General features: G+C 71.6%; 25 protein-coding genes and 1 pseudogene. 14 read left to right on the forward strand and 12 right to left on the reverse strand.

Features of this window, described 5'->3' with window-relative positions; genetic code table 11:
- From Q0283_RS04740 to Q0283_RS04750, 3 genes and pseudogenes are all read right to left on the reverse strand, one after another.
- A pseudogene (locus Q0283_RS04740) lies at positions 1 to 915 on the reverse strand (ABC transporter substrate-binding protein); the annotation flags it as partial.
- A 173-nt stretch (positions 916 to 1088) separates the two neighbouring features.
- A complete protein-coding gene (gene murJ / locus Q0283_RS04745) occupies positions 1089 to 2828 on the reverse strand; it encodes a murein biosynthesis integral membrane protein MurJ (RefSeq protein WP_298043382.1) in 1740 nt (579 codons plus the stop codon).
- Positions 2825 to 3418, reverse strand: coding sequence for an NUDIX hydrolase (locus Q0283_RS04750; RefSeq protein ID WP_298043384.1), 594 nt, complete (start codon positions 3416 to 3418; stop codon positions 2825 to 2827). Before Q0283_RS04750 ends, murJ begins: the two co-directional genes overlap by 4 nt.
- A gap of 81 nt (positions 3419 to 3499) precedes the next feature.
- On the opposite strand from Q0283_RS04750, the gene Q0283_RS04755 reads away from it, so the two are divergent.
- Positions 3500 to 5170 (forward strand): HD domain-containing protein, encoded by a 1671-nt coding sequence (locus Q0283_RS04755; RefSeq protein WP_298043385.1) that lies wholly within the window; start codon positions 3500 to 3502, stop codon positions 5168 to 5170.
- Here the strand turns inward: Q0283_RS04755 and Q0283_RS04760 are convergent.
- Positions 5162 to 6916, reverse strand: a complete 1755-nt coding sequence (locus Q0283_RS04760; protein WP_298043387.1) for a formate--tetrahydrofolate ligase — start codon at positions 6914 to 6916, stop codon at positions 5162 to 5164. The two genes, Q0283_RS04755 and Q0283_RS04760, sit on opposite strands and share 9 nt — an antisense overlap.
- Before the next feature lie 123 nt (positions 6917 to 7039).
- The gene (locus tag Q0283_RS04765; protein ID WP_010144875.1) at positions 7040 to 8125 is read right to left on the reverse strand and encodes an inositol-3-phosphate synthase; all 1086 of its coding nucleotides are present in this window, start codon (positions 8123 to 8125) and stop codon (positions 7040 to 7042) included.
- Positions 8126 to 8367: 242 nt separating this feature from the next.
- Between Q0283_RS04765 and Q0283_RS04770 the strand changes: the two genes are divergently transcribed.
- On the forward strand, positions 8368 to 9993 hold the full coding sequence (locus Q0283_RS04770) for a glycosyltransferase family 87 protein (RefSeq protein ID WP_298043390.1): 1626 nt from the start codon (positions 8368 to 8370) through the stop codon (positions 9991 to 9993).
- Positions 9994 to 10092: 99 nt separating this feature from the next.
- Complete coding sequence (locus tag Q0283_RS04775; protein ID WP_298043392.1) at positions 10093 to 11457, forward strand: M18 family aminopeptidase; 1365 nt, start codon at positions 10093 to 10095, stop codon at positions 11455 to 11457.
- Positions 11458 to 11498: 41 nt separating this feature from the next.
- On the opposite strand, the gene Q0283_RS04780 is transcribed toward Q0283_RS04775, so the two are convergent.
- Positions 11499 to 12077: a DUF1697 domain-containing protein gene (locus Q0283_RS04780; protein WP_183530297.1), complete on the reverse strand. Its 579-nt coding sequence runs from the start codon at positions 12075 to 12077 to the stop codon at positions 11499 to 11501.
- 239 nt (positions 12078 to 12316) lie between these two features.
- Between Q0283_RS04780 and rpsF the strand changes: the two genes are divergently transcribed.
- From rpsF to rplI, 4 genes are all read left to right on the forward strand, one after another.
- On the forward strand, positions 12317 to 12628 hold the full coding sequence (gene rpsF, locus Q0283_RS04785; RefSeq protein ID WP_010144871.1) for a 30S ribosomal protein S6: 312 nt from the start codon (positions 12317 to 12319) through the stop codon (positions 12626 to 12628).
- Positions 12629 to 12710: 82 nt separating this feature from the next.
- Entirely contained in the window at positions 12711 to 13286 is a 576-nt protein-coding gene (locus tag Q0283_RS04790; RefSeq protein ID WP_298043394.1) for a single-stranded DNA-binding protein, read from the forward strand.
- Positions 13287 to 13492: 206 nt separating this feature from the next.
- Positions 13493 to 13732: a 30S ribosomal protein S18 gene (gene rpsR / locus Q0283_RS04795; RefSeq protein ID WP_010144869.1), complete on the forward strand. Its 240-nt coding sequence runs from the start codon at positions 13493 to 13495 to the stop codon at positions 13730 to 13732.
- Positions 13733 to 13762: 30 nt separating this feature from the next.
- The gene (gene rplI / locus Q0283_RS04800; RefSeq protein ID WP_183530293.1) at positions 13763 to 14227 is read left to right on the forward strand and encodes a 50S ribosomal protein L9; all 465 of its coding nucleotides are present in this window, start codon (positions 13763 to 13765) and stop codon (positions 14225 to 14227) included.
- A gap of 99 nt (positions 14228 to 14326) precedes the next feature.
- Here the strand turns inward: rplI and Q0283_RS04805 are convergent, their stop codons facing one another.
- Positions 14327 to 14941 carry a class I SAM-dependent methyltransferase gene (locus Q0283_RS04805; protein ID WP_183530291.1) on the reverse strand — a complete coding sequence of 205 codons (615 nt, stop codon included), beginning with the start codon at positions 14939 to 14941 and terminating at the stop codon, positions 14327 to 14329.
- A complete protein-coding gene (locus Q0283_RS04810) occupies positions 14931 to 15059 on the reverse strand; it encodes a hypothetical protein (protein ID WP_255459801.1) in 129 nt (42 codons plus the stop codon). Before Q0283_RS04810 ends, Q0283_RS04805 begins: the two co-directional genes overlap by 11 nt.
- Before the next feature lie 620 nt (positions 15060 to 15679).
- Between Q0283_RS04810 and dnaB the strand changes: the two genes are divergently transcribed.
- Both dnaB and Q0283_RS04820 read left to right on the forward strand, forming a co-directional pair.
- Positions 15680 to 17056: a replicative DNA helicase gene (dnaB, locus tag Q0283_RS04815; protein WP_010144865.1), complete on the forward strand. Its 1377-nt coding sequence runs from the start codon at positions 15680 to 15682 to the stop codon at positions 17054 to 17056.
- Positions 17057 to 17123: 67 nt separating this feature from the next.
- Positions 17124 to 17858 carry a M50 family metallopeptidase gene (locus tag Q0283_RS04820; RefSeq protein ID WP_298043398.1) on the forward strand — a complete coding sequence of 245 codons (735 nt, stop codon included), beginning with the start codon at positions 17124 to 17126 and terminating at the stop codon, positions 17856 to 17858.
- A gap of 39 nt (positions 17859 to 17897) precedes the next feature.
- On the opposite strand, the gene Q0283_RS04825 is transcribed toward Q0283_RS04820, so the two are convergent.
- Positions 17898 to 19175, reverse strand: coding sequence for a patatin-like phospholipase family protein (locus Q0283_RS04825; RefSeq protein ID WP_221243888.1), 1278 nt, complete (start codon positions 19173 to 19175; stop codon positions 17898 to 17900).
- A gap of 137 nt (positions 19176 to 19312) precedes the next feature.
- Here Q0283_RS04825 and Q0283_RS04830 point away from each other — a divergent pair, with 137 nt between their 5' ends.
- The 3 genes from Q0283_RS04830 to Q0283_RS04840 all read left to right on the forward strand — a co-directional run bounded on the left by Q0283_RS04830 (position 19313) and on the right by Q0283_RS04840 (position 21311).
- A complete protein-coding gene (locus Q0283_RS04830) occupies positions 19313 to 19675 on the forward strand; it encodes a DoxX family protein (protein ID WP_183530288.1) in 363 nt (120 codons plus the stop codon).
- Positions 19676 to 19771: 96 nt separating this feature from the next.
- A complete protein-coding gene (locus Q0283_RS04835; RefSeq protein WP_183530286.1) occupies positions 19772 to 20464 on the forward strand; it encodes a hypothetical protein in 693 nt (230 codons plus the stop codon).
- A 37-nt stretch (positions 20465 to 20501) separates the two neighbouring features.
- Positions 20502 to 21311 carry an SDR family oxidoreductase gene (locus tag Q0283_RS04840; protein ID WP_183530284.1) on the forward strand — a complete coding sequence of 270 codons (810 nt, stop codon included), beginning with the start codon at positions 20502 to 20504 and terminating at the stop codon, positions 21309 to 21311.
- A gap of 84 nt (positions 21312 to 21395) precedes the next feature.
- Here the strand turns inward: Q0283_RS04840 and Q0283_RS04845 are convergent, their stop codons facing one another.
- On the reverse strand, positions 21396 to 22598 hold the full coding sequence (locus Q0283_RS04845; protein ID WP_183530282.1) for a YbfB/YjiJ family MFS transporter: 1203 nt from the start codon (positions 22596 to 22598) through the stop codon (positions 21396 to 21398).
- Between the two features lie 146 nt (positions 22599 to 22744).
- On the opposite strand from Q0283_RS04845, the gene Q0283_RS04850 reads away from it, so the two are divergent.
- Positions 22745 to 23260 (forward strand): hypothetical protein, encoded by a 516-nt coding sequence (locus Q0283_RS04850; RefSeq protein ID WP_183530280.1) that lies wholly within the window; start codon positions 22745 to 22747, stop codon positions 23258 to 23260.
- A 35-nt stretch (positions 23261 to 23295) separates the two neighbouring features.
- Here Q0283_RS04850 and Q0283_RS04855 read toward each other — a convergent pair whose 3' ends face one another.
- Positions 23296 to 23760, reverse strand: coding sequence for a pyridoxamine 5'-phosphate oxidase family protein (locus Q0283_RS04855; RefSeq protein ID WP_183530278.1), 465 nt, complete (start codon positions 23758 to 23760; stop codon positions 23296 to 23298).
- A gap of 117 nt (positions 23761 to 23877) precedes the next feature.
- Between Q0283_RS04855 and Q0283_RS04860 the strand changes: the two genes are divergently transcribed.
- Positions 23878 to 24792, forward strand: a complete 915-nt coding sequence (locus Q0283_RS04860; protein ID WP_183530276.1) for an NADP-dependent oxidoreductase — start codon at positions 23878 to 23880, stop codon at positions 24790 to 24792.
- Positions 24793 to 24903: 111 nt separating this feature from the next.
- Here Q0283_RS04860 and Q0283_RS04865 read toward each other — a convergent pair whose 3' ends face one another.
- Positions 24904 to 25356: a GNAT family N-acetyltransferase gene (locus Q0283_RS04865; protein WP_298043404.1), complete on the reverse strand. Its 453-nt coding sequence runs from the start codon at positions 25354 to 25356 to the stop codon at positions 24904 to 24906.
- Positions 25357 to 25388 lie beyond the last annotated feature (32 nt).

The following is a 25388-nucleotide window of genomic DNA, read 5'->3' on the forward strand; positions in this document are numbered from 1 at the left end:
GGCCGCGTCAGTTCCGGCCGCGGCTGCGGAACCGGTCGTCCCCGGACCGGTTCCCGCGTTCGCGGCCGCAGTGGCCGCCCCCGTCGCCGCACCGCTGGTGACGTCGGTCCGGCGCACCTTTCCGGTGTCGGCCGCACGGTCCGCTGCGGTGTGCGGCGCGGTGTCCGGGGCGGGACCGGGATCGACGGCCACCTCGTGGGTACCGGTCCAGTCGTCGTCGCTCACGGAGTCCGGGAGCGGCTTCTCGTTCGTGCGGCGGACCGCGGAACCATACGGGTCCGGACCGGCGGCGTCACCGTCGTGCACCGGGCGGTCGTCGTCCCGGTCCCGGCCGTCGGCAGCGGCGCCCGAGGCGACCGCGGTGGCGCCTCCACCGGAGACGGCGTCCTTCGCGGCATCGTGGGATCCCAGGCGCTCGCTCAGCCGCTCCGAGATGCCCTTCAGGAAGCGGGGGCGGCGCCGCTCGGGGCCCTCCACGGCGAAGCTGTCGTCAAGGTCCTCGTAGTAGTCCTCGTCGTCCTCGTACACGTGCGGCTCATAGGTGCGGGCCTCGCCGAAGATCTCGGAGCCGAGGGTGTCGGTCTGGAACGGCTCCACGTAGACCTGCTGCTCGCGGGTCATGTCGAGCAGCTCGTCCGGTTCGGGACTGCCGCCGGCGATGAGGTAGGTGCGGCCCTCGCTCAGGCCGAGGTCGAGGACCTGGATGGCGCCCTGCCGCTCACCGGTGGCCAGCTCCCGGGCGGAGGCGGCCACCTGCGAGGCGTTGTCGGAGGAGGCGACCAGGATGGAGACGTCCCGGTTGAGGACCTGGTCGCGACCGTCCAGGACCATGTCCTGGTCCGCCGAGGTCAGCACGTGTCCGGTGATGAGGTATCGGCCTCCCAGGACCATTCCCTCTTCAATGGGCTGCGGCACGGTGCTCCTCCAGGTCGGTGGCCCGGGCGGCGACGGTGGTGCAGCGCGTCCTGGCGTGCTGTTCGGTCATGTCAGTCATGACTGGACACCGGCCGGCCCGGGTGTGGTCGGGACCATGCTACGACCCCCCGCGGGCTCTGCGGGGGTGAACCGCCGGGATGAGACGCGGAAAGTCACCGTCCCAGCCCCGGGATCCGGCGGGCCAGGGGACCCAGGAACGCCGCCAGTTCCGGCAGGCGCATGGCCCGCAGCACGAGGAGGTAGACCACCGCCATCACGGTACCCACCACGGCGCAGGACACCAGTGCGTTGACGATCGAGGACCACGGGAAGCCACCGGAATACCCGCCCATCAGCCACAGGACCAGCCCGCCGGCCAGTCCGGAGACGACCGCGGCCACTCCGGTCCGCAGGTAGGTGTCCAGTACCTGACCGGAGCCGTAGTCCCCGTAGCGACGGCGGACCAGCAGGTGCGCGGCGATGAACTGGGCCACGTGCAGGACGGTGAACACCGCGACGATGAGGTACGCCATGGTCCAGGTCGGGATGAACAGCCCGCCGATGTAGGCGATCACCAGGGTGCAGGCCGCGGTGCCCACCTGCACGATCATCGGGATCCGGGCGTTCTCGTCGGCATAGAACACCCGCATCAGGTAGATGTGCGCGGAGCGGAACGGCATGCCCAGGGCCAGCAGCACCAGCAACTGGCCGATCGCCACGCCCGAGGCGGCCGCGGTGGCGGAGGAACCGGCGAAGATCCGGCCCAGGGGACCGGCCAGCACCAGCACCGCGACCATGGCGAACATCATCGGCACCGCGAAGTTCCGCAACCCCAGGCTGACGGTGTGCAGGGCCTCGGGCAGGTCCCGGTTGTGCAGCGAGCGGGCGAGCTGGTTGAACAGCACGGTGGCCAGGGAGAGCACGAACACGGAGTGGGGCAGGACCGTGATGAGCTGCGCCGTGTTCAGGGCGTACAGGCCCGGGATCGAGGCGGCCTGGACGGCGGCGTCGGCGCCGGCCGTGACGTCGATGTCCGAACGCGCCTCGGTGGCCCCGGAGACCAGGCGGGCGACCAGGAGGTTGACCATATTGCCGGCCATCATCGTCACCAGCGTGTAGGCGGCGAGCCGGCCGGTCGAGCGCAGGCCCATTCCCTTCCAGCCGAACTTCGGCCGCAGGCCCAGGCCCAGCCGGCTCAGCGGGATGAACAGCACGAGCGCCTGGATCACGATCCCGAGGGTGTGCCCCCCGGCGAGCAGGACGGTCTGCGCGGTGGACCACTGGGCCAGCTGGTCCTCTCCGGCGGTGAAGGAGCCGAACAGGACGATGTAGAGGCTGATCACCAGGATCGCCACCACGTTGTTCGCCACGGGGGCCCACATGTACGCGCCGAAGCGGCCGTTGGCGTTGAGCACCTGCCCGATGACCGCGTACAGCCCGTAGAAGAAGATCTGCGGCAGCGTCCACAGCGCGAACGCCGTGCCCAGGACCAGCTTGGGCTCGGACCAGCCGCTGGTCAGCGACTGGATGATCGGGGCCGCCGCGACGGTGATCACCAGGGTGGCGGCGGCCATGACGATCACCGCCAGCGTGATCAGCCGGGAGGTGTAGTCCGCGCCCTGGTCGGGTCTCTTCGCGGCCTTGATCAGCTGCGGGACCAGAACCACGTTGAACACGCCGCCGGCGAGCAGCATGTAGATGATGTTCGGGATGGTGTTGGCGGTCTCGAAGATGTCCGCCACCACGGCCGTCGAGCCGATCGCCACGGCCAGCAGGGCCGTGCGGACGAAGCCGAGGACGCGGGAGGCCATGGTCCCCGCGGCCATGATGGCGCTGGAGCGGGCGGTGCTGCCGGCGTCGAGCTTCTCGGTGGTGCCCGCGCCCGTCACCGCCGTGGTGGCGTTCCGGCTCACCGTGCCCGGTCCGGCAGGTCCGGGAGACGGTCCTCATGGTCGGGCAGCACGTCCCGGGCGAGGTCCACGATGCGGCGCTCGTTCGGGAAGGAGAGCTTCGCGTTGAGCACGTCCAGCTCCACCCAGGCCACGTCCACGGCCTCGTGGTCCGGGTCGTTCTCGGTCGTCAGCTCCCCGCCCGTGGCCCTGAGCAGGTAATGGTGCACCGTCTTGTGCACGCGGTGGCTGGACACGGTGAACCAGTAGTCGATGGAACCCAGCGAGGCGAGGACCTCCCCGGCGATGCCGGTCTCCTCCTCCACCTCACGGATGGCGGCCTCCTCGTGGGTCTCGGACCCCTCCGGGTGACCCTTGGGCAGGCACCACTCCAGGCGTCCACCCCGGTTGTAGCGGGCGATGATCGCCACCTCGAGCCGACCGCCGATCCTGCGGACCACCACGCCGCCGGCGGAGACCTCCTCCACGGTGGGCAGGACACCGGGGGCGGTCTCCCCGCCGGCGCCGGGCTGTCCGGGGCGTCGAGGCACGCGACGGCCCACCGATGCGGTGAGCGGCGTGCGCTTCGGCGCGCTCGGGACGGGATGAGCCATGCGTTCCACTGTAGCGGCCCCGCGCGGGCGCGTTCCGGAGTGTCGGATCCGGGCGTGGGATCTGGCACCCTTAACCACACGATGAATCCCTCTGCAGCATCCCAGCCCCTGTCCGGCGCGCCCGCGACGCCACCCGTGACCCCGTCCGCCACGACCGCCGGCACCGGCCGCGCCACCGGACCGGGCCCGGCGGTCTCCACGGCCGACGTCGACCTGCCCGCCGGCTTCCCCACCGGTGCGAGGCTGCCGGGCGTGGTGCTCGGACTCGGCCGGCTGTTCGCGGAGGCCGGCCACGAGCTGTCCCTGGTCGGTGGACCGGTGCGCGACCTGTTCCTGGGCAGGGTGTCCCCGGACCTGGACTTCACCACGGACGCCGACCCGGACACCACCCTGCGGATCGGCCGGCGCTGGGCGGACGCGCACTGGGACATCGGCCGGCGCTTCGGCACCATCGGCTTCGCGAAGGACGGCTGGCAGCTGGAGGTCACCACCTACCGCGCCGAACAGTACGACCCGGACTCCCGCAAGCCGCAGGTGGCCTTCGGCGACTCGCTCGAGGACGACCTGCTGCGCCGCGACTTCACGGTCAACGCGATGGCCATCCGGTTGCCGGCCCTGGAGCTGGTGGACCCCTTCGGCGGGGTGCGGGACCTGGCGGCGGGCCGGCTGCGGACCCCCGGGACCCCCGAGGACTCCTTCTCGGACGACCCGCTGCGCATGATGCGGGCGGCCCGGTTCGCCTCCCAGCTGGGCATCGGCGTGGACGACTCCGTGGTCGCGGCGATGACCGCGATGTCCGAGCGGATCTCCATCATCTCGGCCGAGCGCGTGCGCGAGGAACTGGTCAAGCTCGTCAACGGCGCCCATCCCCGGGCCGGCCTCGACCTGCTCGTGGACACCGGCCTGGCCGACCACGTGCTGCCGGAACTGCCGGCCCTGCGGCTGGAGACGGACGAGCACCACCGCCACAAGGACGTCTACGACCACTCGCTGACGGTCCTGGAGCAGGCCATCGACCACGAGTACCCTGCGCGGCTCCGGGAGCAGTGGGACGCCGAACGGGCGGGGCGGGAACCGGCTGCAGCGGACGGCGAGGCCGAGGACCGGGAGTTCGAGCCGCCGTCGGGGACCTACGTTCCCGCGCCGGACTTCGTCCTGCGCTTCGCGGCACTGATGCACGACGTCGGCAAGCCGGGGACCCGGCGGTTCGAACCGAACGGGGCGGTCTCCTTCCGCCACCACGACGTGGTGGGGGCCAAGCTGGTCAAGCAGCGGATGCGGGCCCTGAAGTTCGACAACGACACCATCAAGGCGGTGGCACGGCTGGTGGAGCTGCACATGCGGTTCTACGGCTACGGCGACGCCGGCTGGACGGACTCGGCGGTGCGCCGGTACATCACCGACGCGGGCCCGCTGCTGCCCCGGCTGCACGCCCTGACGCGCTCGGACGTGACCACGCGCAACCGACGCAAGGCCGAGCGCCTGGCCCACTCCTACGACGACCTGGAGCGTCGGATCGAGGAGATCACCGAACAGGAGCAGCTGGACGCGGTGCGGCCGGACCTGGACGGCACGCAGGTCATGGAGATCCTGGGGATCCGTCCCGGGCCCGTGGTGGGCCGGGCCTACAAGCACCTGCTGGAGTGGCGGCTGGACGAGGGGCCGCACGGAGAGGACGTGGCCCGCGCGGAGCTGCTGCGCTGGTGGGCGGAGCAGCCCGAGGCGGCGGAGGCATCGGAGGCGTCAGAATAAGCCGCTGATCCGGCCGTCCGCGTCCACGTCCATGACGTCCGCGGCGGGCGCCTTGGGCAGTCCCGGCATGGTCATCATGGCCCCGGTGAGGGCCACGATGAACCCGGCGCCGGGCCGGACCACGAGCTCGCGGACCGTGATGCCGAAGCCGGTGGGGGCACCCAGGACCTTCGGATCGTCCGTGAACGAGTACTGGGTCTTGGCCATGCACACCGGCAGGTGGCCCCACCCCTCCTCGGTGAGCTGGGCCAGCTGGCGCTTGGCCTCGGCGGAGTACTCCACGTGGGAGCCGCGGTAGATCCGCTGCACCACGGCGTCGATGCGCTCCTCGACATCCATGGTCTCCGTCCACAGGGACCGGTACGAGCCGGTCCCCTCGGCGATGGCCTCGGTGACCTGGCGGGCGAGTTCCACGGCACCGGCCCCGCCCCGGGCCCACACCTCGGCGACGGCGACCCGGACGCCGGCCCGGCCGCACCAGTCGGTGAGCCAGGACAGTTCGGCGTCCGTGTCCTGCGGGAAGCGGTTGACGGCGACGATGACCGGCACCCCGTAGACGGACAGGTTCTGCACGTGGCGCTCGAGGTTGGCCACCCCCGCCTCGAGGGCGGCCAGGTGACGCCGCTCCGCGGTCTCCGCCGTGCCGGCGGCCACCCCGGCGGTGGCGCCGGCGTTCACCTCGCCCAGGGACAGTCCGCCGTTCATCTTCAGCGCCCGGACGGTGGCCACCACCACGGAGGCCGCCGGGGGGAAGCCACCGGCCACGGCCGTGATGTCCATGAACTTCTGCCCGCCCAGGTCTGCGCCGAACCCGGCCTCCGTGACCACCAGGTCGGACAGGGACCGGGCCGTGTTGGTGGCGATGATCGAGTTCGCCCCGTGGGCGATGTTGGCGAACGGCCCGCCGTGGATGAGCACCGCGGAGCCGCCCAGGGTCTGGACCAGGTTCGGCTTCAACGCGTCCTTGAGCAGCACGGCCATGGCACCCTGGGCGCCGTTCGGGCCCAGCTGGCCGACGGTCACCGGCTGCTGGTCATGCGTCCGCCCGATGATCATCCGGGAGAGCCTGGACTTGAGGTCCTCCAGGTCCCGCGACAGGCAGAACACGGCCATGGTCTCCGTGGCGACGGTGATCTCGAAGCCGTTCTCCCGCGGCACGCCCTGGCTGCGGCCGCCGAGGCCGATGACGGTCTGCCGCAGGGCGCGGTCATTGGTGTCGAGGCAGCGCTTGAGGGCGACGGTCCGCGGGTCGATGCCCAGCGCGTTGCCCTGGTGCAGGTGGTTGTCGATGAGCGCGCAGAGCAGGTTGTGGGCCGCGGTGATGGCGTGGAAGTCACCGGTGAAGTGGAGGTTGATCTCCTCCATGGGCACCACCTGGGCGTGGCCGCCACCGGTGGCGCCGCCCTTCATCCCGAACACCGGGCCCAGGGACGGTTCGCGCAGGGCGGCCATCGCCGTCCTGCCGCGCCACCACGCAGGGGCGTCCGCCTGGGCGGCCAGCTCGTTCAGCCCGTCCACCAGGCCCACGGTGACGGTGGACTTCCCCTCGCCGGCCGGCGTCGGGCTGATGCCGGTGACCAGCACGACCCGGCCCGGGGTCCGCTGGGACCGCGGCAGCCGCGCCGGGTCGATCTTGGCCATGTGATGCCCGTAGGGGATCAGGGCATCCTCGGGGATCGCCGACCGCCGGGCGAGCTCGGAGACCGGCAGGAACGTGGCGGCGGCGGCGAACTCGGCGTCGTTCATGCGGCAGATCCTGCCACAACGCGACGGGAGGTCGATAGGACGCGTCAGCCCCCGGGAGACCCGGGCCTGACGTGTCCTATCGACCTCCGGAGCACCGGTGGGGCGCTCGGCGCCCGGACCGGGTCAGCGCTCGATGTCCCCGCGGATGAACGCCTCGACCAGCTCGTGCGCCTCCTCGTCATGGTGCTGCACGGGCGGGGACTTCATGAAGTAGGACGAGGCGGAGAGGATGGGGCCGCCGATGCCGCGGTCCAGGGCGATCTTGGCGGCACGCACGGCGTCGATGATCACGCCCGCGGAGTTCGGGGAGTCCCAGACCTCCAGCTTGTACTCCAGGGACACCGGGGCATCGCCGAAGTTGCGGCCCTCCAGGCGCACGAACGCCCACTTGCGGTCGTCCAGCCAGGACACGTAGTCGGACGGGCCGATGTGGACGTCGTCCGCGCTGAGCTGCGCGGAGGTGTTGGAGGTGACGGCCTGGGTCTTGGAGATCTTCTTGGACTCCAGGCGCTCGCGCTCGAGCATGTTCTTGAAGTCCATGTTGCCGCCCACGTTCAGCTGGTAGGTGCGGTCCAGGGTGACGCCGCGGTCCTCGAACAGCTTGGCCATGACGCGGTGGGTGATGGTCGCGCCGATCTGGGACTTGATGTCATCACCGACGATCGGCACGCCGGCCGCGGTGAACCGGTCCGCCCACTCGGGGGTGCCGGCGATGAAGACGGGCAGGGCGTTGACGAACGCGACCCGGGCGTCGATGCAGGCCTGGGCGTAGAACTTCGCGGCCTCCTCGGAACCCACGGGCAGGTAGCAGACCAGGACGTCCACGTCGGTGTCCTTGAGCACCTGCACCACGTCGACCGGCTCCGCACCGGACTCCTCGATGGTCTCCCGGTAGTACTTGCCCAGGCCGTCGAGGGTCGGTCCGCGCTGGACGGTCACGTCGGTGGCCGGGACGTCGGCGATCTTGATGGTGTTGTTCTCGGAGGCGACCAGCGCGGCAGAGAGCTCCACGCCGACCTTCTTGGCGTCGACGTCGAAGGCGGCGACGAACTCCAGGTCGGAGACGTGATAGTCACCGAACTGGACGTGCATGAGGCCCGGGACCTGCTCGTCGGCGGAGGCGTTGCGGTAGTACTCGACCCCCTGGATCAGGGAGGTGGCGCAGTTGCCCACGCCCGCAATGGCCACACGAATCGGCTTCTTCGACACCGGTACTCCTTGTTGTCCTGATGGTCCTGCGGCCGCACGGGCGCGGCGGACCGAGCCCCGGCGGTCCGGGACGTCGATGCAGTGAGGGTGCTTCCGGCCCGTGACGGGCGGGCACGACCCCATCCACTTTACGCCGGATGACGACGTTCATCCGCATCGGTGTCCAACCGCCGTCCGTGCCGCCGCATTCCCGGCCCTCTCCAGGGGAGGGCCGGTGCCGGGTCCCTCCTAGGATGGGCACCATGAGCCTGCGCACCCCGGCCCCCGGCCCGCGGACCCCCGGGGCCCCGTCCCGGACCGGTGCCGGAGGTCCCGACGGCGGTGCTCCGGTCCCCGCCTCCGTGCCCTCGCGCACGGACGGGCTGGTGCGCCGGTTGCGGGAGGGGCTCGGCGGCCCGGTGGGCCGGCACACCGTCCCCGGACGCACCGGCGGCTCCTTCTTCACGCCCCTGCGGGTGATGATCCTGCTCACCACGCTCTCGGCCGTCGTCGCGGTGCTGCTGAAGACCCCGTGCCGGCTGGGCGGCTGGGGACAGCCGGAGGTCTACTACGCCGGCTGTTACTCGGACTGGGCCGCGCTCTACGGCGGGCGCGGGTTCGCCGAGGACCCCTTCGCCCCCTTCGCGGCCGGGGCCGGCTTCGAGTACCCGGTGCTGATGTCCGTGGTGGCCTCGATCGCCGCAGTGGTCTCGAGGATGCTGCCGTTCAGCGACCTGAACCCCACGCTGGCCTACTGGGACGTGAACTTCCTCCTCACGGCCGTGCTGTGGATCGTGACCGTGGTGGTCACGGCCAGGTCCGCCGGCCGCCGGCCCTGGGACGCGGTCATGGTGGCCGTCGCGCCGGGCATCGTCCTGGCCGGGTCCGTGAATTGGGACCTGTGGGCGGTGGCGCTGCTGGCCGTGGGCATGTGGCTGTTCGGCGGACGCAGGCCCCTGCTGGCCGGTCTCTTCTTCGGGCTGGGGGCGGCGATGAAGCTCTATCCCCTGCTCATCCTGGGGGCGCTGCTGATCCTGGCCGTCCGCTCCCGGCGCTGGGCCCCGTTCCTGTGGGCGACGCTGGGAACGGTGATCGCCTGGCTGGCCGTCAACCTGCCGATGATGATCGGCAACCTCGCCGCCTGGAGCGTGTTCTTCACCTTCTCCGGGGAACGCGGCCCGGGCCTGTCCTCGGTCTGGCACGCCTGGAACGTGACGATGGGCCGGATCGGCGGACCGGAGATCCGTGCCGAGGACCTGTCCCTGCTGGCCTACGGGGCCTTCTTCCTGGCCTGCGCGGCCATCTTCGCGCTCGGTGTCAGCTGCCGCTACCGGCCGCGGCTGGCCCAGCTGACCTTCCTGATCGTTGCCGCATTCGTGCTGTGCAACAAGGTGTATTCCCCGCAGTTCGTGGTGTGGCTGGTCCCGTTGGCGGCGCTCGCGGTCCCGCGCTGGCGCGACTTCCTGATCTGGCAATTCGTCGAGGTGCTGCACTTCTGGGCGATCTGGATGTACCTGGCCAAGGGGGCCTCCGGTTCCGAGGTGCAGCACTCCATGGACGACACGTTCTACGTCCTGGCGATCCTCGGGCACATGGCTGCCACCCTGTACCTCATGGGCCGCGTGGTCGAGCAGATGCTCGCGCCCTGGGACGACCCGGTGCGGGCCTCGCTGCCCGGCGGGCGGATCTGGACCCGGCCCGCCGCGGGCGCCGGTTCAGGACGGGGCCTGGAGGCGGCCGCGGCCCGCATGGACCACCTGGGCTTCGACGCCACCGAGGCGGAGCGGCTGCCCGTGGACGACCCCCTCGGCGGTCACTACGACGACGCCCCGGACCGTGCCCCGTGGCTGGTGAGGCGGCACCGGGAGGCGGCCCGGACGACCTGGTGACCTGCGGGAGCCGGCGCGGCGTGCCGACCGGGGAGGCGTGCAGGGCGGTGAGGTGCGGGGACCGCCGCGGCGGGGAGGGCCGCACCGTACGGTAGGACCATGACCGCACCGGACTCCGTGACCCCCGCCGGCTCCCTGGCCGGCCACCCCCACCTGCAGGACCTCGCCGGTTTCGTGCAGGCCAGCCCCTCGAGCTACCACGCCGCCGCCGAGGTGGCACGCCGCCTCCAGGCGGTCGGCTACACCCGCGTGGATGAACGCGCGGACTTCCCCGCGCAGCTCGGTGGGTATGTCCTGGTCCGGGACGGGGCCGTCATCGCCTGGCGGATTCCCGAGGGCGCCGGGCTCCCGGGGGCCCGGGTGTCCGGGGCCGGCTCGGCCGGTGCCGTGCCGGTGTTCCGCATCCTGGGTGCCCACACGGACTCCCCGACGTTCAAGCTCAAGCCCCGCCCGACGACCGGCCGGGAGGGCTGGCTGCAGGCCGGCGTGGAGGTCTACGGCGGGCCGCTGCTGAACTCCTGGCTGGACCGGGAGCTGTGCCTCGCGGGCCGGCTGGTGACCGAGGACGGCACCGAGCACCTCGCGGCCACCGGGCCCGTGGCGCGCTTCCCGCAACTGGCCATCCACCTGGACCGGGACGTGAACAACGGGCTCACGCTGGATCGCCAGCAGCACATGAACCCGATCTGGGGCGCTGCCGGCGGCAGGACCGCCCCGGCCGACATCCTGGCCGTGCTCGCACGCACCGCCGGGGTGGAGCCGGGGGCGGTCCGGGGTTTCGACGTGGTCATGGCGGACACCCAGGCACCGGGACTGTTCGGGGCGTCCGAGGAGTTCTTCGCCTCCGGGCGGCTGGACAACCTGTCCTCCGTGCACGCCGGACTGGTGGCGCTGGAGGCACATCCCTCCCCGGCGCCGGCGGCCGATGCGCCGGTGATCCCCGTGCTCGCGGCGTTCGACCACGAGGAGCTGGGCTCGGCATCGCGCTCGGGAGCGGCCGGCCCCGTGCTGGAGGACGTGCTGCGCCGTGTGCTGGATGCGCTGGACGTCGCGGGACAGGGCCCGGCGCGGTCATTCGCGGGATCCTGGCTGTTGTCCGCCGACGCCGGTCACCTGGTCCACCCGAACTACGCCGAGCGGCACGACCCGGTGAACCATCCGCGGCCCAACGCCGGTCCCCTGCTGAAGATCAACGCCAACCAGCGGTACTCCACCGATGCGGCCGGTGCCGCCGCCTTCGCCGGCTGGTGCGCCCACGCGGGAGTGCCGTTCCAGGAGTTCGTGTCCAACAACGCGGTGCCGTGCGGGTCCACGATCGGTCCCATCTCGGCCACCCGGCTCGGCATCCGCACCGTGGACGTGGGCATCGGGCTGCTGTCCATGCACTCCGCCCGGGAGATGTGCGGGGCCCAGGACCCCGGGTACCTGGCCGCGGCCGTGGGCTCGTTCTTCACCGGGGCCTGAGGCGGCCCGTCCCGCCGGGGCGGGCGTGGCCGCCTGCGGGGTCAGCCGACGGCGGCCAGGCTGCGGACGGTCAGCAGGTTCCGGGCGGTGGCCCGGGTGTCCAGGGTCCGCTCGATGCGGTCGAGGGTGAGCGCGGAGGTCCGGGACGAGTTCGCGTACCGGACCCACACGAACCTGCCGGTGACCGCGCACCGGTCGTCACCGGCGTCGAACGCCTCGAGCGCGTCGGCCTGCTCGGGATCGGCGGGCTCGGCCAGCAGGACCAGGTGGGTCAGCTTGCCCTCCCCGCCGGCGAAGGCCAGCTGCGCGTGCAGGGCCAGGGCGGTGTCCAGGTCGGCCCGGCTCGCGGGGATCACCGCGACGGCCAGTCCGAGTTCTGCCTCCAGGGCGGACTCCACCCCGTACGCGATGTCCCACGCGTCCGCATCGGCCTCGTGCCCCGGCCGCCGGTCCACGTGGAACAGGACGTTGCCCGAGTTCAGGTGGGTGGTGACCTCGAGGGCGCCCGCCGCGGTGGCGATCTGGCGCAGGTGGTCCATGGGCACCCTCGCGTGTCCGCCGACGTTGATGCCCCGCAACAACAGGACGTGGGTGTGGTCGGAACGCGGGGCGGAGGCCATGGTCCCATCCTGCACAGCGGACCGGCACGGTGCCAGTGTCCACAGTCACGGTCCGGGCCGTGGCGGCCGGGTGATGCCCCCCGGCAGAGTGGGGCCTGGTTCGGGACCATTGCCACCAGCGGGTATGATGGTCGAGGTTTTCTGCGTGCCGTCCCATGACGGATCCCGCGCGGAACCACCGCACAGAACCTCCTGTTACGGAAAGACCGTGACCACTAGCCCGAAGGAGGTGGGTTCGCATGCGTGCATATGAACTGATGGTGCTGATTGATCCCGAAGTGGACGAGCGCACCGTTGAACCGACCCTGCAGAAGTACCTCGAGGTCGTCACCAAGGACGGCGGCACCGTGGACAAGTTCGATCTCTGGGGCCGGCGCCGCCTGGCCTACGAGATCCAGAAGAAGACCGAGGCCATCTACGCCGTCGTCAACTTCACGTCCACCCCGGACACCTCCAAGGAGCTCGATCGCCTGCTGGGCCTGAACGAGATCGTCCTGCGCACCAAGATCATCCGCCCGGAAGAGCAGAAGATCACCGCAGAGGCGGAGTGATCCCGCGCGGCGCCGGTGACGGTGCCGCACCCACCCGCTGAGTCCAGCGACCAGAACGTCCGAAGAGTCCACAGGAGGCACCATGGCCGGAGAGACCATCATCACCGTCGTCGGGAACCTGACGGCAGACCCGGAACTGCGGTTCACGCCGTCCGGTTCCGCGGTGGCGAACTTCACCATCGCCTCCACCCCCCGGACCTTCGACCGCCAGTCGAACGAGTGGAAGGACGGGGAGACCCTGTTCCTCCGCGCCTCGATCTGGCGGGAGGCGGCCGAGAACGTGGCCGAGTCCCTGACCAAGGGCACCCGCGTGGTGGCCCAGGGCCGGCTGAAGGCCCGCAGCTACGAGACCCGCGAGGGTGAGAAGCGCACCTCCTACGAGCTGGACGTGGACGAGATCGGTCCCTCGCTGCGGTACGCCACGGCCAAGGTCACCAAGTCCGGCCGCGGGGGCGGCGGGGGCTTCGGCGGCGGCGGCCAGGGTTGCGGCTTCGGCGGCGGCCAGGGCGGCGGGTTCAACCAGGGCGGGAACGCCGGGGGCCAGGGCGGCGGCAACGCCGGCTGGGGTTCCGGTGGCGGTTCCAACGATCCGTGGGGTGGGTCCTCCACCTCCGCGGGTTCCTGGGACACCCCGGGCAACGACGAGCCCCCGTTCTGATCCGAGCAGTACTGAATCACCTCCGGTGAGCGGACCTGAGCCGATCACCGATCCCCCCGGCGGGGAGGTGCCCTGAGGGGCGCGGACCCCGCCGGACGCCGTCGGGAACCGTTTCCCGTACGGCGGCAGCAGGCGGCCACCCGCCGCCTGCGATCCCATCCCGCAGAACCGTTCTGCGGGCTCCCGACGATTGAAGGAGCACCACGATGGCGAAGGCTGAGATCCGTAAGCCCAAACCAAAGTCCAACCCGCTGAAGGCCGCTGACATCACCGTCATCGACTACAAGGACGTCGCCCTGCTGCGCAAGTTCATCTCCGACCGCGGCAAGATCCGTGCCCGTCGCGTGACCGGCGTGACCGTGCAGGAGCAGCGCAAGATCGCCCAGGCCATCAAGAACGCCCGTGAGGTTGCCCTGCTTCCTTACTCCGGCGCTGGCCGCGGCTGATCGCGCGAGTCGAGGAAGGAACAGATACAGATGGCAAAGCTCATTCTGACCCAGGAAGTGACTGGCCTGGGCTCCGCCGGTGACGTCGTCGACGTCAAGAACGGCTACGCCCGCAACTACCTGCTGCCGCGCGGTTTCGCGACCCTGTGGACCAAGGGCGGGGAGAAGCAGGTCGAGTCCATCAAGACGGCTCGCCAGACCCGCGCCGTGAAGTCCCTCGAGGAGGCACAGGCCCTCGCCGCGAAGCTGCAGGGCACGCCGGTCAAGCTCGAGGTGACCGCCGGTGAGGGTGGCCGCCTGTTCGGCGCCGTCAAGGCCGCGGACGTGGCCGAGGCTGTCGAGGCCTCCGGCCTGGGCAGCATCGACCGTCGCACCGTGACCCTGCCGACCGCCATCAAGGCGCTCGGCCGGTACCAGGCGCATGTCCGCCTGCACGAGGACGTCCTGGCCGTGATCGACCTGGACGTCGTCGCCGCCAAGACCAAGAAGAAGTGACCTCCTAGTCACCTTCTGCATCCGCAGAGGCCGGCCGGTTCCCCTCGGGGAGCCGGCCGGCCTCTGCGCGTCCACCGCAGATCGTTCGCCTCCGACCGTTCACCGCCGGGCGGTGGCCAGGAAGACGGGGAAGGACGTGCCGTCCTTGTCGATCGTGGTGAAGTCCTCGACCGAGACGTCCTCGAATCCGTCCCGCACGAGCCACTGGGCCAGCTGGTGACGGTCGAAGCCCGGGTGGCCGTCGAAGTCGTGCAGGTGGGCGTGGAAGGACCCGTCCTCCGTGTCCAGGTCGGCGATCGCCACGTGCCCGCCCGGTTCCAGCAGGCTGCGGAACCCGGACAGCACGCGGGGGATGTCGTGCACGTGATGGAGCACCAGGCTGGCCACGATCAGGTCGAACCGTTCGTCCGGGGTGCCGCCTGACTCCAGGTCCAGGTCCCAGACCCGGGTGCCGGCCGGAAGCAGGCCCTGGGCGACCTTGTCCGCGGCCACCCGGCGCATGCCCTCGGAGCTGTCCGCGAGGGTCACGGAGCCGATGTGGGGCACGAGCGCCTGGGAGACCAGTCCGGTTCCCGCCCCGTACTCCAGGAGACGTTCCCGGCCGGTGAGGGCCAACCGGGTGGCGACGGCATCCGCCAGCCTGCGTGCCTCGTCCGCCTTGCCCGGTTCGAGGTCCCAGGTGGCCGCCGCGGTGTCGAAGTGCTCATTCGCCATGGCGGACCTCCCGGTCCAGGGCCGCGGCGTCGGCCCTGTGGACGGAATGGTGAGCGTGGGGAGCGGGCTCCTCCACCGGGACGCCGGCGGGCATCGTCGAGTTCTCGTGGGACGTCATCCGGCCATCCTTCCAGCCCGGCGCCGCCGAGGGAATGTGAAGCGGGGGATCGGTGCCCGGGATCACCCGCCCGGTGAGAGGGTGACGAACGTGACACCCCGGTGAACCACGGGCGTCCAGGAGGTGCGCCGGGAGCGCGTGGTCGGCTACAACGGCAATTACAAAACATGTGGATAGCCTGTGGATAACTGTGAAGAACTGGCGGGCGAAGTTGCGTTCCCAGGGACCGGGATGCTAGTTCCCCAGCAGTAATCCCCAGCGAAATTCCTTTCTATCCACAGGCCTGGAAAAGAAAACGCCCTTGTCAAACAAGGGTTGTGGACGAGGGTGGGGGCGCATCCCCAGAGTTTTCCCCACTCTGTGCACACCACAAACCGGTGAATCCACACGTTATCCACAGAAGCTGTGGACATTGTGCTTGAGCGGGGTTCCGCAGGCGAGTAGTCTCACGTGGTACCCCCACGGGACGAGCCGGGTATTGGCTAGGATTCATGGCGCACATCCGGCTGGCATCGCCTGGGGAGTCCGTCGCATCGGGGTCCCGATGCGACGGGCTCCTAGGGACACCGCACCGCGGGGAGTTACCGGGCCGTCCGGTCATAGGGAAGGGAATCAACTACTTGGCATTCGAGCATTTCGATTCCACCGACGGCACCGGCTCCTCGCGGGCCAACCTCCTTCCCCCGCAGGACCTCGTCGCCGAACAGTCGGTGCTCGGGGGCATGATGCTCTCCAAGGACGCGATCGCGGACGTCGTGGAGTTGCTGCGCGGCAACGACTTCTACAAGCCGGCGCACGAGATGATCTACGAGGCGATCATCGACCTGTACGGACGCGGTGAGCCCGCCGACGCCGTCACGGTCGCGGACCTGCTCAACAAGCGCCAGGAGCTGGCCCGCGTCGGCGGCCCGGCCGTGCTGCACGAACTCGTCCAGTCCGTGCCCACCGCGGCGAACGCGGGCTTCTACGCCGAGATCGTGCGCGAGAAGGGCGTCCTGCGCCGCCTCGTCCAGGCGGGCACCAAGATCGTCCAGATGGGCTACCAGCAGGACGGTGAGGTCGAGGAGATCGTCAACGAGGCCCAGGCCGAGGTCTACAAGGTCGCCGAGACCCGGCAGTCCGAGGACTACGTCCCCCTGTCCGGGATCCTCGAGCACACCGTGGACGAGATCGAGGCCGCCGGGTCCCAGGGCGAGGGGATGACCGGTGTGCCCACCGGCTTCTATGAGTTCGACGAGCTGACCCAGGGCCTGCACGGCGGGCAGATGATCGTCATCGCCGCGCGCCCCGCCGTCGGCAAGTCCACGATCGCGCTGGACTTCGCCCGCTCGGCGGCCATCAAGCACAACATGACCACCGTGTTCTTCTCCCTCGAGATGGGCAAGAACGAGATCGCCATGCGCCTGCTGTCCGCGGAGGCCACGATCGCCCTGCAGGACCTGCGCAAGGGGACCATCCGGGACGAGCAGTGGTCCAAGATCGCCGCCACCGTCGGGCGGCTGAACGACTCGCCGTTCTTCATCGACGACTCGCCGAACATGTCCATGATGGAGATCCGTGCCAAGTGCCGGCGGCTGAAGCAGAAGCACGACCTCAAGCTCGTGGTGCTGGACTACCTGCAGCTGATGAGTTCCGGCAAGAAGGTCGAGTCCCGCCAGCAGGAGGTCGCCGAGTTCTCCCGTGCCCTCAAGCTGCTGGCCAAGGAGCTACAGGTCCCGGTCATCGCCCTGTCCCAGCTGAACCGTGGCTCCGAGCAGCGCACGGACAAGAAGCCCCAGGTCTCCGACCTGCGTGAGTCCGGTTCCATCGAGCAGGACGCCGACATGGTCATCCTGCTGCACCGCGAGGACATCTACGACAAGGAGTCCCCGCGCGCCGGCGAGGCCGACCTGATCGTCGCCAAGCACCGTAACGGTCCGACGAAGACCATCGTGGTCGGCTTCCAGGGCCACTACTCGCGGTTCTCGAACATGGCACCCGACGCCGGGGGCTTCTGATGGTCCGCCTCCCCGGTCCCTCGCGGAGGGCGCCGGCACCCACGTGCTGACCGGGCTCTGGGAGCGCGTGACCAGCACCCAGCCGGACCTGGACTGGCCGCTGGCCCTGGCCATGGCCGGCCTCGCCCTCCTGCTCGCCTGGAGTCCGGCGGGCTACCGGGCGGTCCGCCACCTGGCCACGCTCACGCACGAGGCCGGGCACGCCGCGGTGGCGGTGCTCTCGGGGCGCCGGCTCAGCGGCATCCGCCTGCACTCGGACACCTCCGGGGTGACCCTGTCCCGGGGCCGTCCCCGTGGTCCCGGGATGGTGCTGATGCTGGCCGCCGGGTACCCGGCCCCGGCCGTCGTCGGGCTCGCGGGTGCGTGGCTCGCGGGCGCCGGCTACGCCGCCGCCTGGCTCTGGTCCTTCGTCCTGCTCTGCGCGCTGATGCTGCTGCTGGTGCGCAACCTCTACGGGCTGTGGGTCGTGCTCGTCACGGGGGTGGCCGTCGCCGCGCTGTCCTGGGCGGCCTCGCCCCTCGTCCTCTCCGCGGTCGCACAGGTGGTGGCGTGGTCGCTGTTGCTCTGCGCGCCCCGGGCCGTCGTGGAACTCCAGCGCCAGCGACGCCGGGCCCGGCGCCGGGGCCTGGGCCGGGCGGCCGGCGCCGGGCGCGGTCCGGACAGCGACGTCGACCAGCTGGCCCGGCTGACCGGGGTCCCGGCGGCGCTGTGGACCGGACTCTTCTGGCTCCTCTGCGCGTGCTGCCTCCTGGCCGGAGGGTGGCTGCTCTGGCCGTGGGGTCCGCCGGGGCCCTCGGCCTGAGGGACATCACCGGCCGGTCGGGCGGACCACCCCGGGGGATCAGTCCTCGGAGACGGTCATCCGGGCGATGCGGCCCTCGTCGAAGAAGGCCCGGACGCGGGCGCTGATCCTGCGGTCCGAGACCGAGTGCACGGTCCAGCGGGCACCGTCCTCGCAGACCCGGGCGCGGCTCGTCTCGACCCGCAGGCCGAACTCGTCCAGGAACCCCCGGATCCGTTCGGGGTCCGCCGTCGCCTCCAGGGGTGCCAGCGGGTGGGTGCTCGAGACCACCGCGCCGGGCCGGAACCGGCCCATGAGCGAGCCCGGTTCGCGGTCCTCGTCGCCCCACGCGCGCTCCAGGGCCATGGCGTCCACCTGGTCCTGTGCCTGGTGCCGACCCAGTTCCATCAGCTCGTCGATGAACGCGGGATCCCGGTTGAGCTTGCTGGCATGGCCCCAGGCGCGAGTGGCGTCCGTGCGCCGCATCTCCAGGATGCGCACCGTGATGTGCCGGACCCGATGAGAACGGATGGTGCCGTCGGCCAGCCATTTGTCGACCTGTTCGATGAAGCCGAGTTCCTGGTACAGGGAGAGGTTGCCGGACAGCTCGTTGCGGCGGGTCGCGATCTCCCCCACGGTCGTGGGCTCGTCCTCGACCTGCGAGGGGTTGACCTGGATCACCCAGATCTCGTCCGGTTCGGAGTCCAGCAGCTTGTGGACCGGGGGGTTCTGGGAGAACAGGCCGTCCCAGTACACGCTCCGGCCGAGGCGGACGGAGCGGAAGATCGTGGGGATGGCGGCCGAGGCCAGGATGGCGTCCGTCGAGATCTCGCCGTCGCGGCTGTCGAAGGTCCGGAACACGCCCTTGAGGACGTCGACGGCACCGACCAGGAGCATCGGGTCACTGATCGAGGCGGCGGCCAGTTCCTGATCGGCCCCCAGGTCCACGGTCTGGTCGATCAGCCGCCGCAGGAGGTCGGAGCTCCACACGGCGCCCGCGTGGAGATACGGGCTGACGACCGGGACGGCCACCGTCTCGGACAACCGCTGGCCCCACAGGACCATCGCGTTGACGACCTGGTCCGGCCAGCTCGACGCGCTGTTCGCCGTCCAGAACCGCCGGAGCAGGTGCTCGGCATCCCCGGGCCGGCGGTGCAGCAGCGACGACCAGGCGATCGCCGCGCAGATGGCACCTCCCGAGGTACCGCTGAGGCCGACGACCTGGTGCTCGGCCAGGACATCGGGCTGCAGGAACCGGGACAGGGCCCCGGCGGTGAAGGCGGTGTGGCTGCCACCGCCCTGGCAGGCGATCGCGACGCGGCGTCTCTGGGAGGTCACATCCCCGATCGTAGGGGTGATCGTGTCCGGTCCCCTCGCGGTGTCGCGCCAGGACACGCCGGTCGGGCTACCGTGGCTGGAGGCCGTGCCGTCCGGGCACCGGCCCGCATCCCTGCCGTCCAGAGAAGGAAGTTCCCATGAATGCCGTTCAGTTCCTCGGCCGCGCCGCTCTCGCCGCACCGTTCGTCTGGCTCGGTTACGAGGCCGCCAAGGAACCGGGTGGCCGGGTGGCGCTCGTCGAGCAGGCCGGGATCCCCGAACCGGAGCTCGCCGTGCGCGCGAACGGCGTGGCCATGGCCGCCGGGGGCACGGCGCTGGCGCTCGGCGTGCTGCCCCGGGCCGCGGCCGGCGGCCTGAGCCTGTCGATGCTCGCCACCACGATGGTCGGGCACCCGTTCTGGAAGGAGACCGAGACGGCCCGGCGAGTGCCGCAGCGGATCCAGTTCCTCAAGAACGTCGGGCTCGCCGGCGCACTGGTCGCCTACGCCGCGAGGGGCTGAGCCGCCGGCAGGCGGCCGGGGCTCCCGCTCCGGGAAGGCCAGGGGTCCTGTGGACAACGTCGACGCGTGCCCCTTCGGCCCCCTAGGGTGGCTGACATGGGGGTCGACGGCGCAGGAGCGGGGTGGTCGCAGCGGGACCGGATGCTGCTGCGGACGGCACAGGTCATCCATGCCCACGTCCACGGCGAGTTCGACCAGATCCTCCCGGTGCCCGTGGACTTCGCGGTCGGTGGGACGTACCCGGAGAACCGCATCGTGGCCGTCGCCCCGTTCTCGGTGTATGCGCTGGAGGCGCGCGGGGACGGGTCCTACGCCCATGACGGTGGCTTCTTCCTCGCCACCGGCCGCGGGGGCCTGGCGATCACCGCCGGGGCAGCGCTCGGCCGGGCCGTGGGGAACGCCCGACGGCGGGCTGCCGCCGCCCGGGCGGTGCAGCCGTCCTGGCACCATCTCGAGGGCGGGATGCTCTGTGTCAACCAGTTCGGGTTCTACCTGAGGACCCCGACCAGCCTGCTCTGGTGGGACTGGGGCAGCATCCTGGAGTGCCACATGGTCGAACCGGGACGACTGGGGATGCTGGGGATGACGCCGGCCGGCCAGTGCACCTACCTGATCGAGTCCGACCTCGCCGAACTGGTGTTCGCCACCTGGGCGATGAAGCGGCAGCCGCAGCACGTGCAGTTCCTGCACCGGGTGTGGCTGCTGCCGGACTGGATCGAGCGGTACCGGGCCGTCTACGGCCCGGGGGCCTTCGACTTCACCGTGCCGTTCCGGCACCAGCTGGGATAACCTCGCCGGACCGCACCGACCCGTACCAGGAGGAACCATGACTGAGTCCGCCGTACATCCCCGCAGGATCATCATCACGGGGGCCGATTCCGGCATCGGGAAGGCCACGGCGGTGGCACTGGCCGCCCCGGGACGTCACATCGGCATCACGTGGCACGAGGACCGCGAGGGCGCGGAGGCCACCGCGACCGAGGTGAGTGCCGCCGGCGGCACCGCCCACGTGCGCCGGCTCGACCTGGCCGACCCGACGCAGGGCACCAGGGTCGTCGACGGGCTGGCCGAGGAGATGGGTGGCGTCGACACCCTCGTGATGTGCTCGGGGACGGGCACCGCCACCCGGCTGCTGGACATGGACTACCCGGACTGGCGGCACGTGATCTCGGTGGACCTGGACGGCGCGTTCTGCTGCCTGCAGGCGGCCGCACGCCACATGGTGTCCGCCGGTGCGGGCGGACGGATCGTGGCCATCACCTCCGTCCACGAGCACGCCCCGCGGGTGGGGGCCGGACCGTACTGCGCGGCCAAGGGTGGCCTGGGGCTGCTGGTCAAGGTCGCCGCCCTCGAACTGGCCGAGCACGGCATCACCGTCAACGCGGTGGCGCCCGGGGAGATCGCCACCCCGATGACCGGGCAGGAGGACGAGTCCGTCCTCGAGGGCAAGCACCGTCCCGGGATCCCCGTCGCCCGGCCGGGGGACGCCCGGGAGGTCGCCGCCGTCGTGGCCTTCCTGTGCGGCCCGGACGCCGGGTACGTCAACGGTGCGTCCTGGGCCGTCGACGGCGGCATGCTCACCATGGGGCCGATGGCCGGATCACACCTCGAGGGCGACGGCTGGCGGCGTCCCTGAACCTGTGGTGCCGCGGCTGAGCCGCACCCCAGCGGCCGGCGTGCTTGTCAGGGGCTGACCTGCCCTCGGCGCCCACGCCGGCCCTCAGGTCCCGGGATGGGCCGCCTGCGGGCGCTGGCCGAGGAAGACCACGGCTCCGGCCAGCAGGATCACCACGGACAGGGCCAGCCCGGCCTGCACGCCGTCGGCCGAGTCCGAGGCCACCCCGGACAGCACCGGGCCGATCGACTGGCCGATCGCGAAACCGGTCGTCAGGGTGCCGATCCCGTCGGTGACCTGAGACGGGTCCAGGACCCGCTGGGCGGCGTGCGTGACCGCGCCGACGAGCGCCAGGAACGTCCCCCCGAACAACACGGCCGATCCCAGCGAGAACACCGGGTGGTCCGCCAGCAGGGGCAGTCCCGCTCCGAGGGCGACGACGACCATGAGCAGCGCCGGGGCTCGGCCTCCGGAGAGCGCGCCGACCACGGGGGACCACGCGAACCCGCCGATCATCGCGGCCAGGCCCAGCACGATCCAGAACACGGCCACCTCCGCGTCCCCGGCGCCCTGGCCGCGCAGCAGGGCCACGATGAAGGTCATGTAGGCGATGTACCCGGCGCCGAACAGGGTGTACCCGGCCAGCAGGGGAAGCAGGGTGCGGACCGGGGCGCGCGCCCCGGTCCGGCGCGGGGGTGGCGACGGGGCCCGGCGCGCGGCCGGCACGGCGATCATCCAGGCCGCCACGCCCGCGATGCCCAGCGCGGCCCAGCCCACGCGCCAGCCAGCTTCCGGGGGAAACCAGGACAGGGCGGCCGGCAGCAGCAAACCGGTCACGACCACGCCCATGCCGCCACCGGACACGTAGATCCCCATCAACAGGGCCGAACGCCGCGCGGTCCGTGGCCCGTCGAGCTGGGAGGCCAGGGCCGCCGTCAGCGCCGCCCCGAGGATGAAGGTCACCGCCCCGGAGATCCCGGCGGCCAGCCGCAGCACGAGCAGGACCGGCAGCAGGGAGCTCAGCGCGGACGCCCCCAGGGCCGCGGCGGTGACCAGCATGCTGGCCAGGAAGGCGCGGCGCGTCCCGAGCACCCGGCCCACCCGGGCGGCCAGGACCGCCCCGAGCAGGTACCCGGCGGCGTTGGTCGTGTTGAGCAGGGCCGCCGTCGCGTACGACCAGTCCAGGTCGGCCCGCATGGGCGGAAGCAGCACCGCGTAGGCGAACCGGGCGAACGCGAACGCCGACGCCGGCCCGGCCGCGAGCCCGAGCGCGGTCCAGACCGCGCGGGAGGATCGGGGCTCTCTCATGGCCCGACGCTAGCAGCGGGGGAGTCCGGACCCTGTCGATCGCCCGTCCGTGACCCGCACGCGGTGCCGTCCGCGCTCACCCGGCCGGCGGCTCCGCCGGATCGTCAGGGATTCCGGGGGATCCCCCCGCTGAATAGACTCGGCCCATGGTCGCCGACCAGCATCCTTCGCCGGCTGAGGAGATCAGCGAGCACGAGAAGGCCCACCTGCTGCGTGAGTCGATGGCCGTGGGCCTGTACATCGCCATCAGCCTGCTGGCCTCGCTGGGCACCCTCGTCGACCTCGGGGAGGGTGCGGACAGTCCCCTGCCCGCGCTCTGGGGGATCCTCGTCGGGCTGCTGCTCGTGCACTGGTTCGCGTTCAGTCTGGCCCAGTTCGCCACGGACGTGGGGAACAGCCGCCGCCAGGACCTGCGGATCACGGCCGCCGGCCTGGGTGGCGGACTGAAGGTGGGGGTGCTGGTCACCGTCGTCGACCTGGTGTTCTCGGAGCGCGAGACGGGCGCCGTCACCATCGCCCTGCTCGGGTACATCGTCGTCGCCGCGGCGATCGTGGCCCGGACCTACGACGCGGGCCGACTGCGCACGGTCGTCATCGTGGTCAGCATCACGGCACTGGGCCTGGCGATCGTCGGCGCGAAGAACCTGCTGGCCGGATACTGAGCGGCGGTCCCTCGGGCCGGTGACCCCGCCGGCGCTCAGTCCTCGGCCGGCCGGCGGATGTCGGCGGCGACGGACCGCCACCACTCCGGATCGGCGATGGGAAACCGCCGTCCGGTGACCTCCGCCGGGGTGATCCGGACGAGGGCCGTCTTGTCACCCGGGTGCCAGGGCCTCAACGGCAGGTCCCCGGTCTCCATCAGCTCCACGGACCGGGTGATCTGCTCGGCCCTGCCCCGGACCATCACGCTCCAGACGATGGAGGTGGTGGCCTCCAGCGCGTCCGCCTCGAAGGCCACCGGCGTCCCGGACAGCACGGCGTCCAGTTTCGTCCCCGGCCCACTGCGGAACAGGATCGTCCGGCCGTCCACCGTGAACGTCACGGGGAAGACCTCCGGATGGTCCTGGACCCACACCCCCAGCCGTCCCACGGGCGCCTGGCGCAGGCGCTCCCAGCAGGCGTCCTCGGACAGGTGCTCCTCGGTGGCGGGCTGCTCGGTCATCGGTCCTCCTCGGCGCGACCGGTCCACGACGGGACGGCCGGTTGACTCGGACCATTCTGGGCCGCGCCCCGTGACCGAGCACAAGTGCTGGTCACCGCGGGATGCTTGACTGCTCCCATGCGCATGTTCGGTTTCCAGCGGTACGGCGGCCCGGAGGTCATGGAACACCTCGAGCAGGAGGACCCCACACCCGGTCCCGGCCAGGTCCTGGTGCGGATGACGGCGGCGGGGGTGAACCCGGCGGACATCAAGGTCCGCAACGGCCTGCGTACCGGCCGGATCCCGGTGCGCTTCCCCATGGCGCTCGGCCGCGAGGCCGCCGGGGTGGTGCTCGGAACCGGTCCGGACGTCACCGGGTTCGCTCCCGGAGAGCGGGTCTTCGGTGCGACGGCGGCCGGCACCGGGGCGCTGGCCAGTCACGTCCTGCTGGACGCGTCGGGGACGGCCCGCATCCCCGACGGCGTGACCGAGGAGCAGGCCTGCTGCATCCCCGTGGCCGCGGGGACCGCATACGACGCCCTGGACGAGCTCAGCCTCCCGGCCGGGGCCACCGTGCTGATGCTGGGGGCCGGCGGCGGGGTGGGCACGTGCGTCTGCGGCCTCGCCCGGGACCGGGACCTGCGCGTGCTCGGGGTGGCCTCGGAGTCCAAGCGGGACGTGGTGACCGGGCTCGGGGCGGTGCACGTGGCCAAGGGACCCGGCTGGACCGGCCGGGTCCGCGACCTCGCCCCCGAGGGGGTGGACGCCGTGATCGACGCGGTCGGCGGGCAGGCCCTGGCCGAGGCCGCGCCCCTGCTGCACCGGCCCGACGCCCTGCGCAGCATCGCCGATGTCCCCGGCGCCGAGGCGCTGGGCGGGTCCGGGGTGACCCGGCGGCGCACGACCGCCGTGTTCACGGAGGTCGCCGCGCTGGTGGCGGCCGGGTGGTTCGCCCCCGTGGTGACCGGCCGATTCCGGCTGGTGGAGGCGGAGCGGGCCGTCGCCGCCGTCGAGACCGGGCACGCGGCCGGGAAGATCGTGGTGCTCGCCTGAACCGCCGTCGGGACCAGGACCCGACGGGGCACCCTCCGTCTGTCCGGATCGAGAGGACTGCGCAGCCGTGGGACCCGCACGGACGCGTCCTCTCACCCCGGACGCAGCGCGTCAGAGTGCCCGGACGTAGAACAGCATCCGGTAGTCCTCACCAGGCTCGCGGTTCGAGAACCCGTGCCGTTCGTAGAAGCGGCGGGCGGCCACGTCGATCTCGTCCACGCCGATGTGGATCTCGCCGCAGCCCAGCTCCCGGGCACGGCGCAGGATATCCCGGATCAGGGCGGTGCCGATGCCCCGGGCGCGCAACGCCGGGACCACGTAGAGCTCCTCGAGCTGCATCAGCGGCCCGTCGAAGTACGGGGACGGACGAAGGGTGAGGTAGGCGAAGCCGGTCGGTTCCGCCGGATCTCCGGCCAGCAGCACGAGGACGTCGTCGCGCGTCAGCAGTCGCGCGAAGCGCGCCGCGAACTCCCCGGCGCGGGGGGTCGGGGAGTCGAACTCGGTGTTGAAGTCGTACAGGAGCCGGCCCACGACGTCGGCCCGGCCGGCACCTGCCCGGCCCACCGCCGTCGGGCCCTGCCGGGATCCAGCGCTGG

Source organism: uncultured Citricoccus sp., from assembly GCF_937871995.1.
Taxonomy (GTDB): Bacteria; Actinomycetota; Actinomycetes; order Actinomycetales; family Micrococcaceae; genus Citricoccus.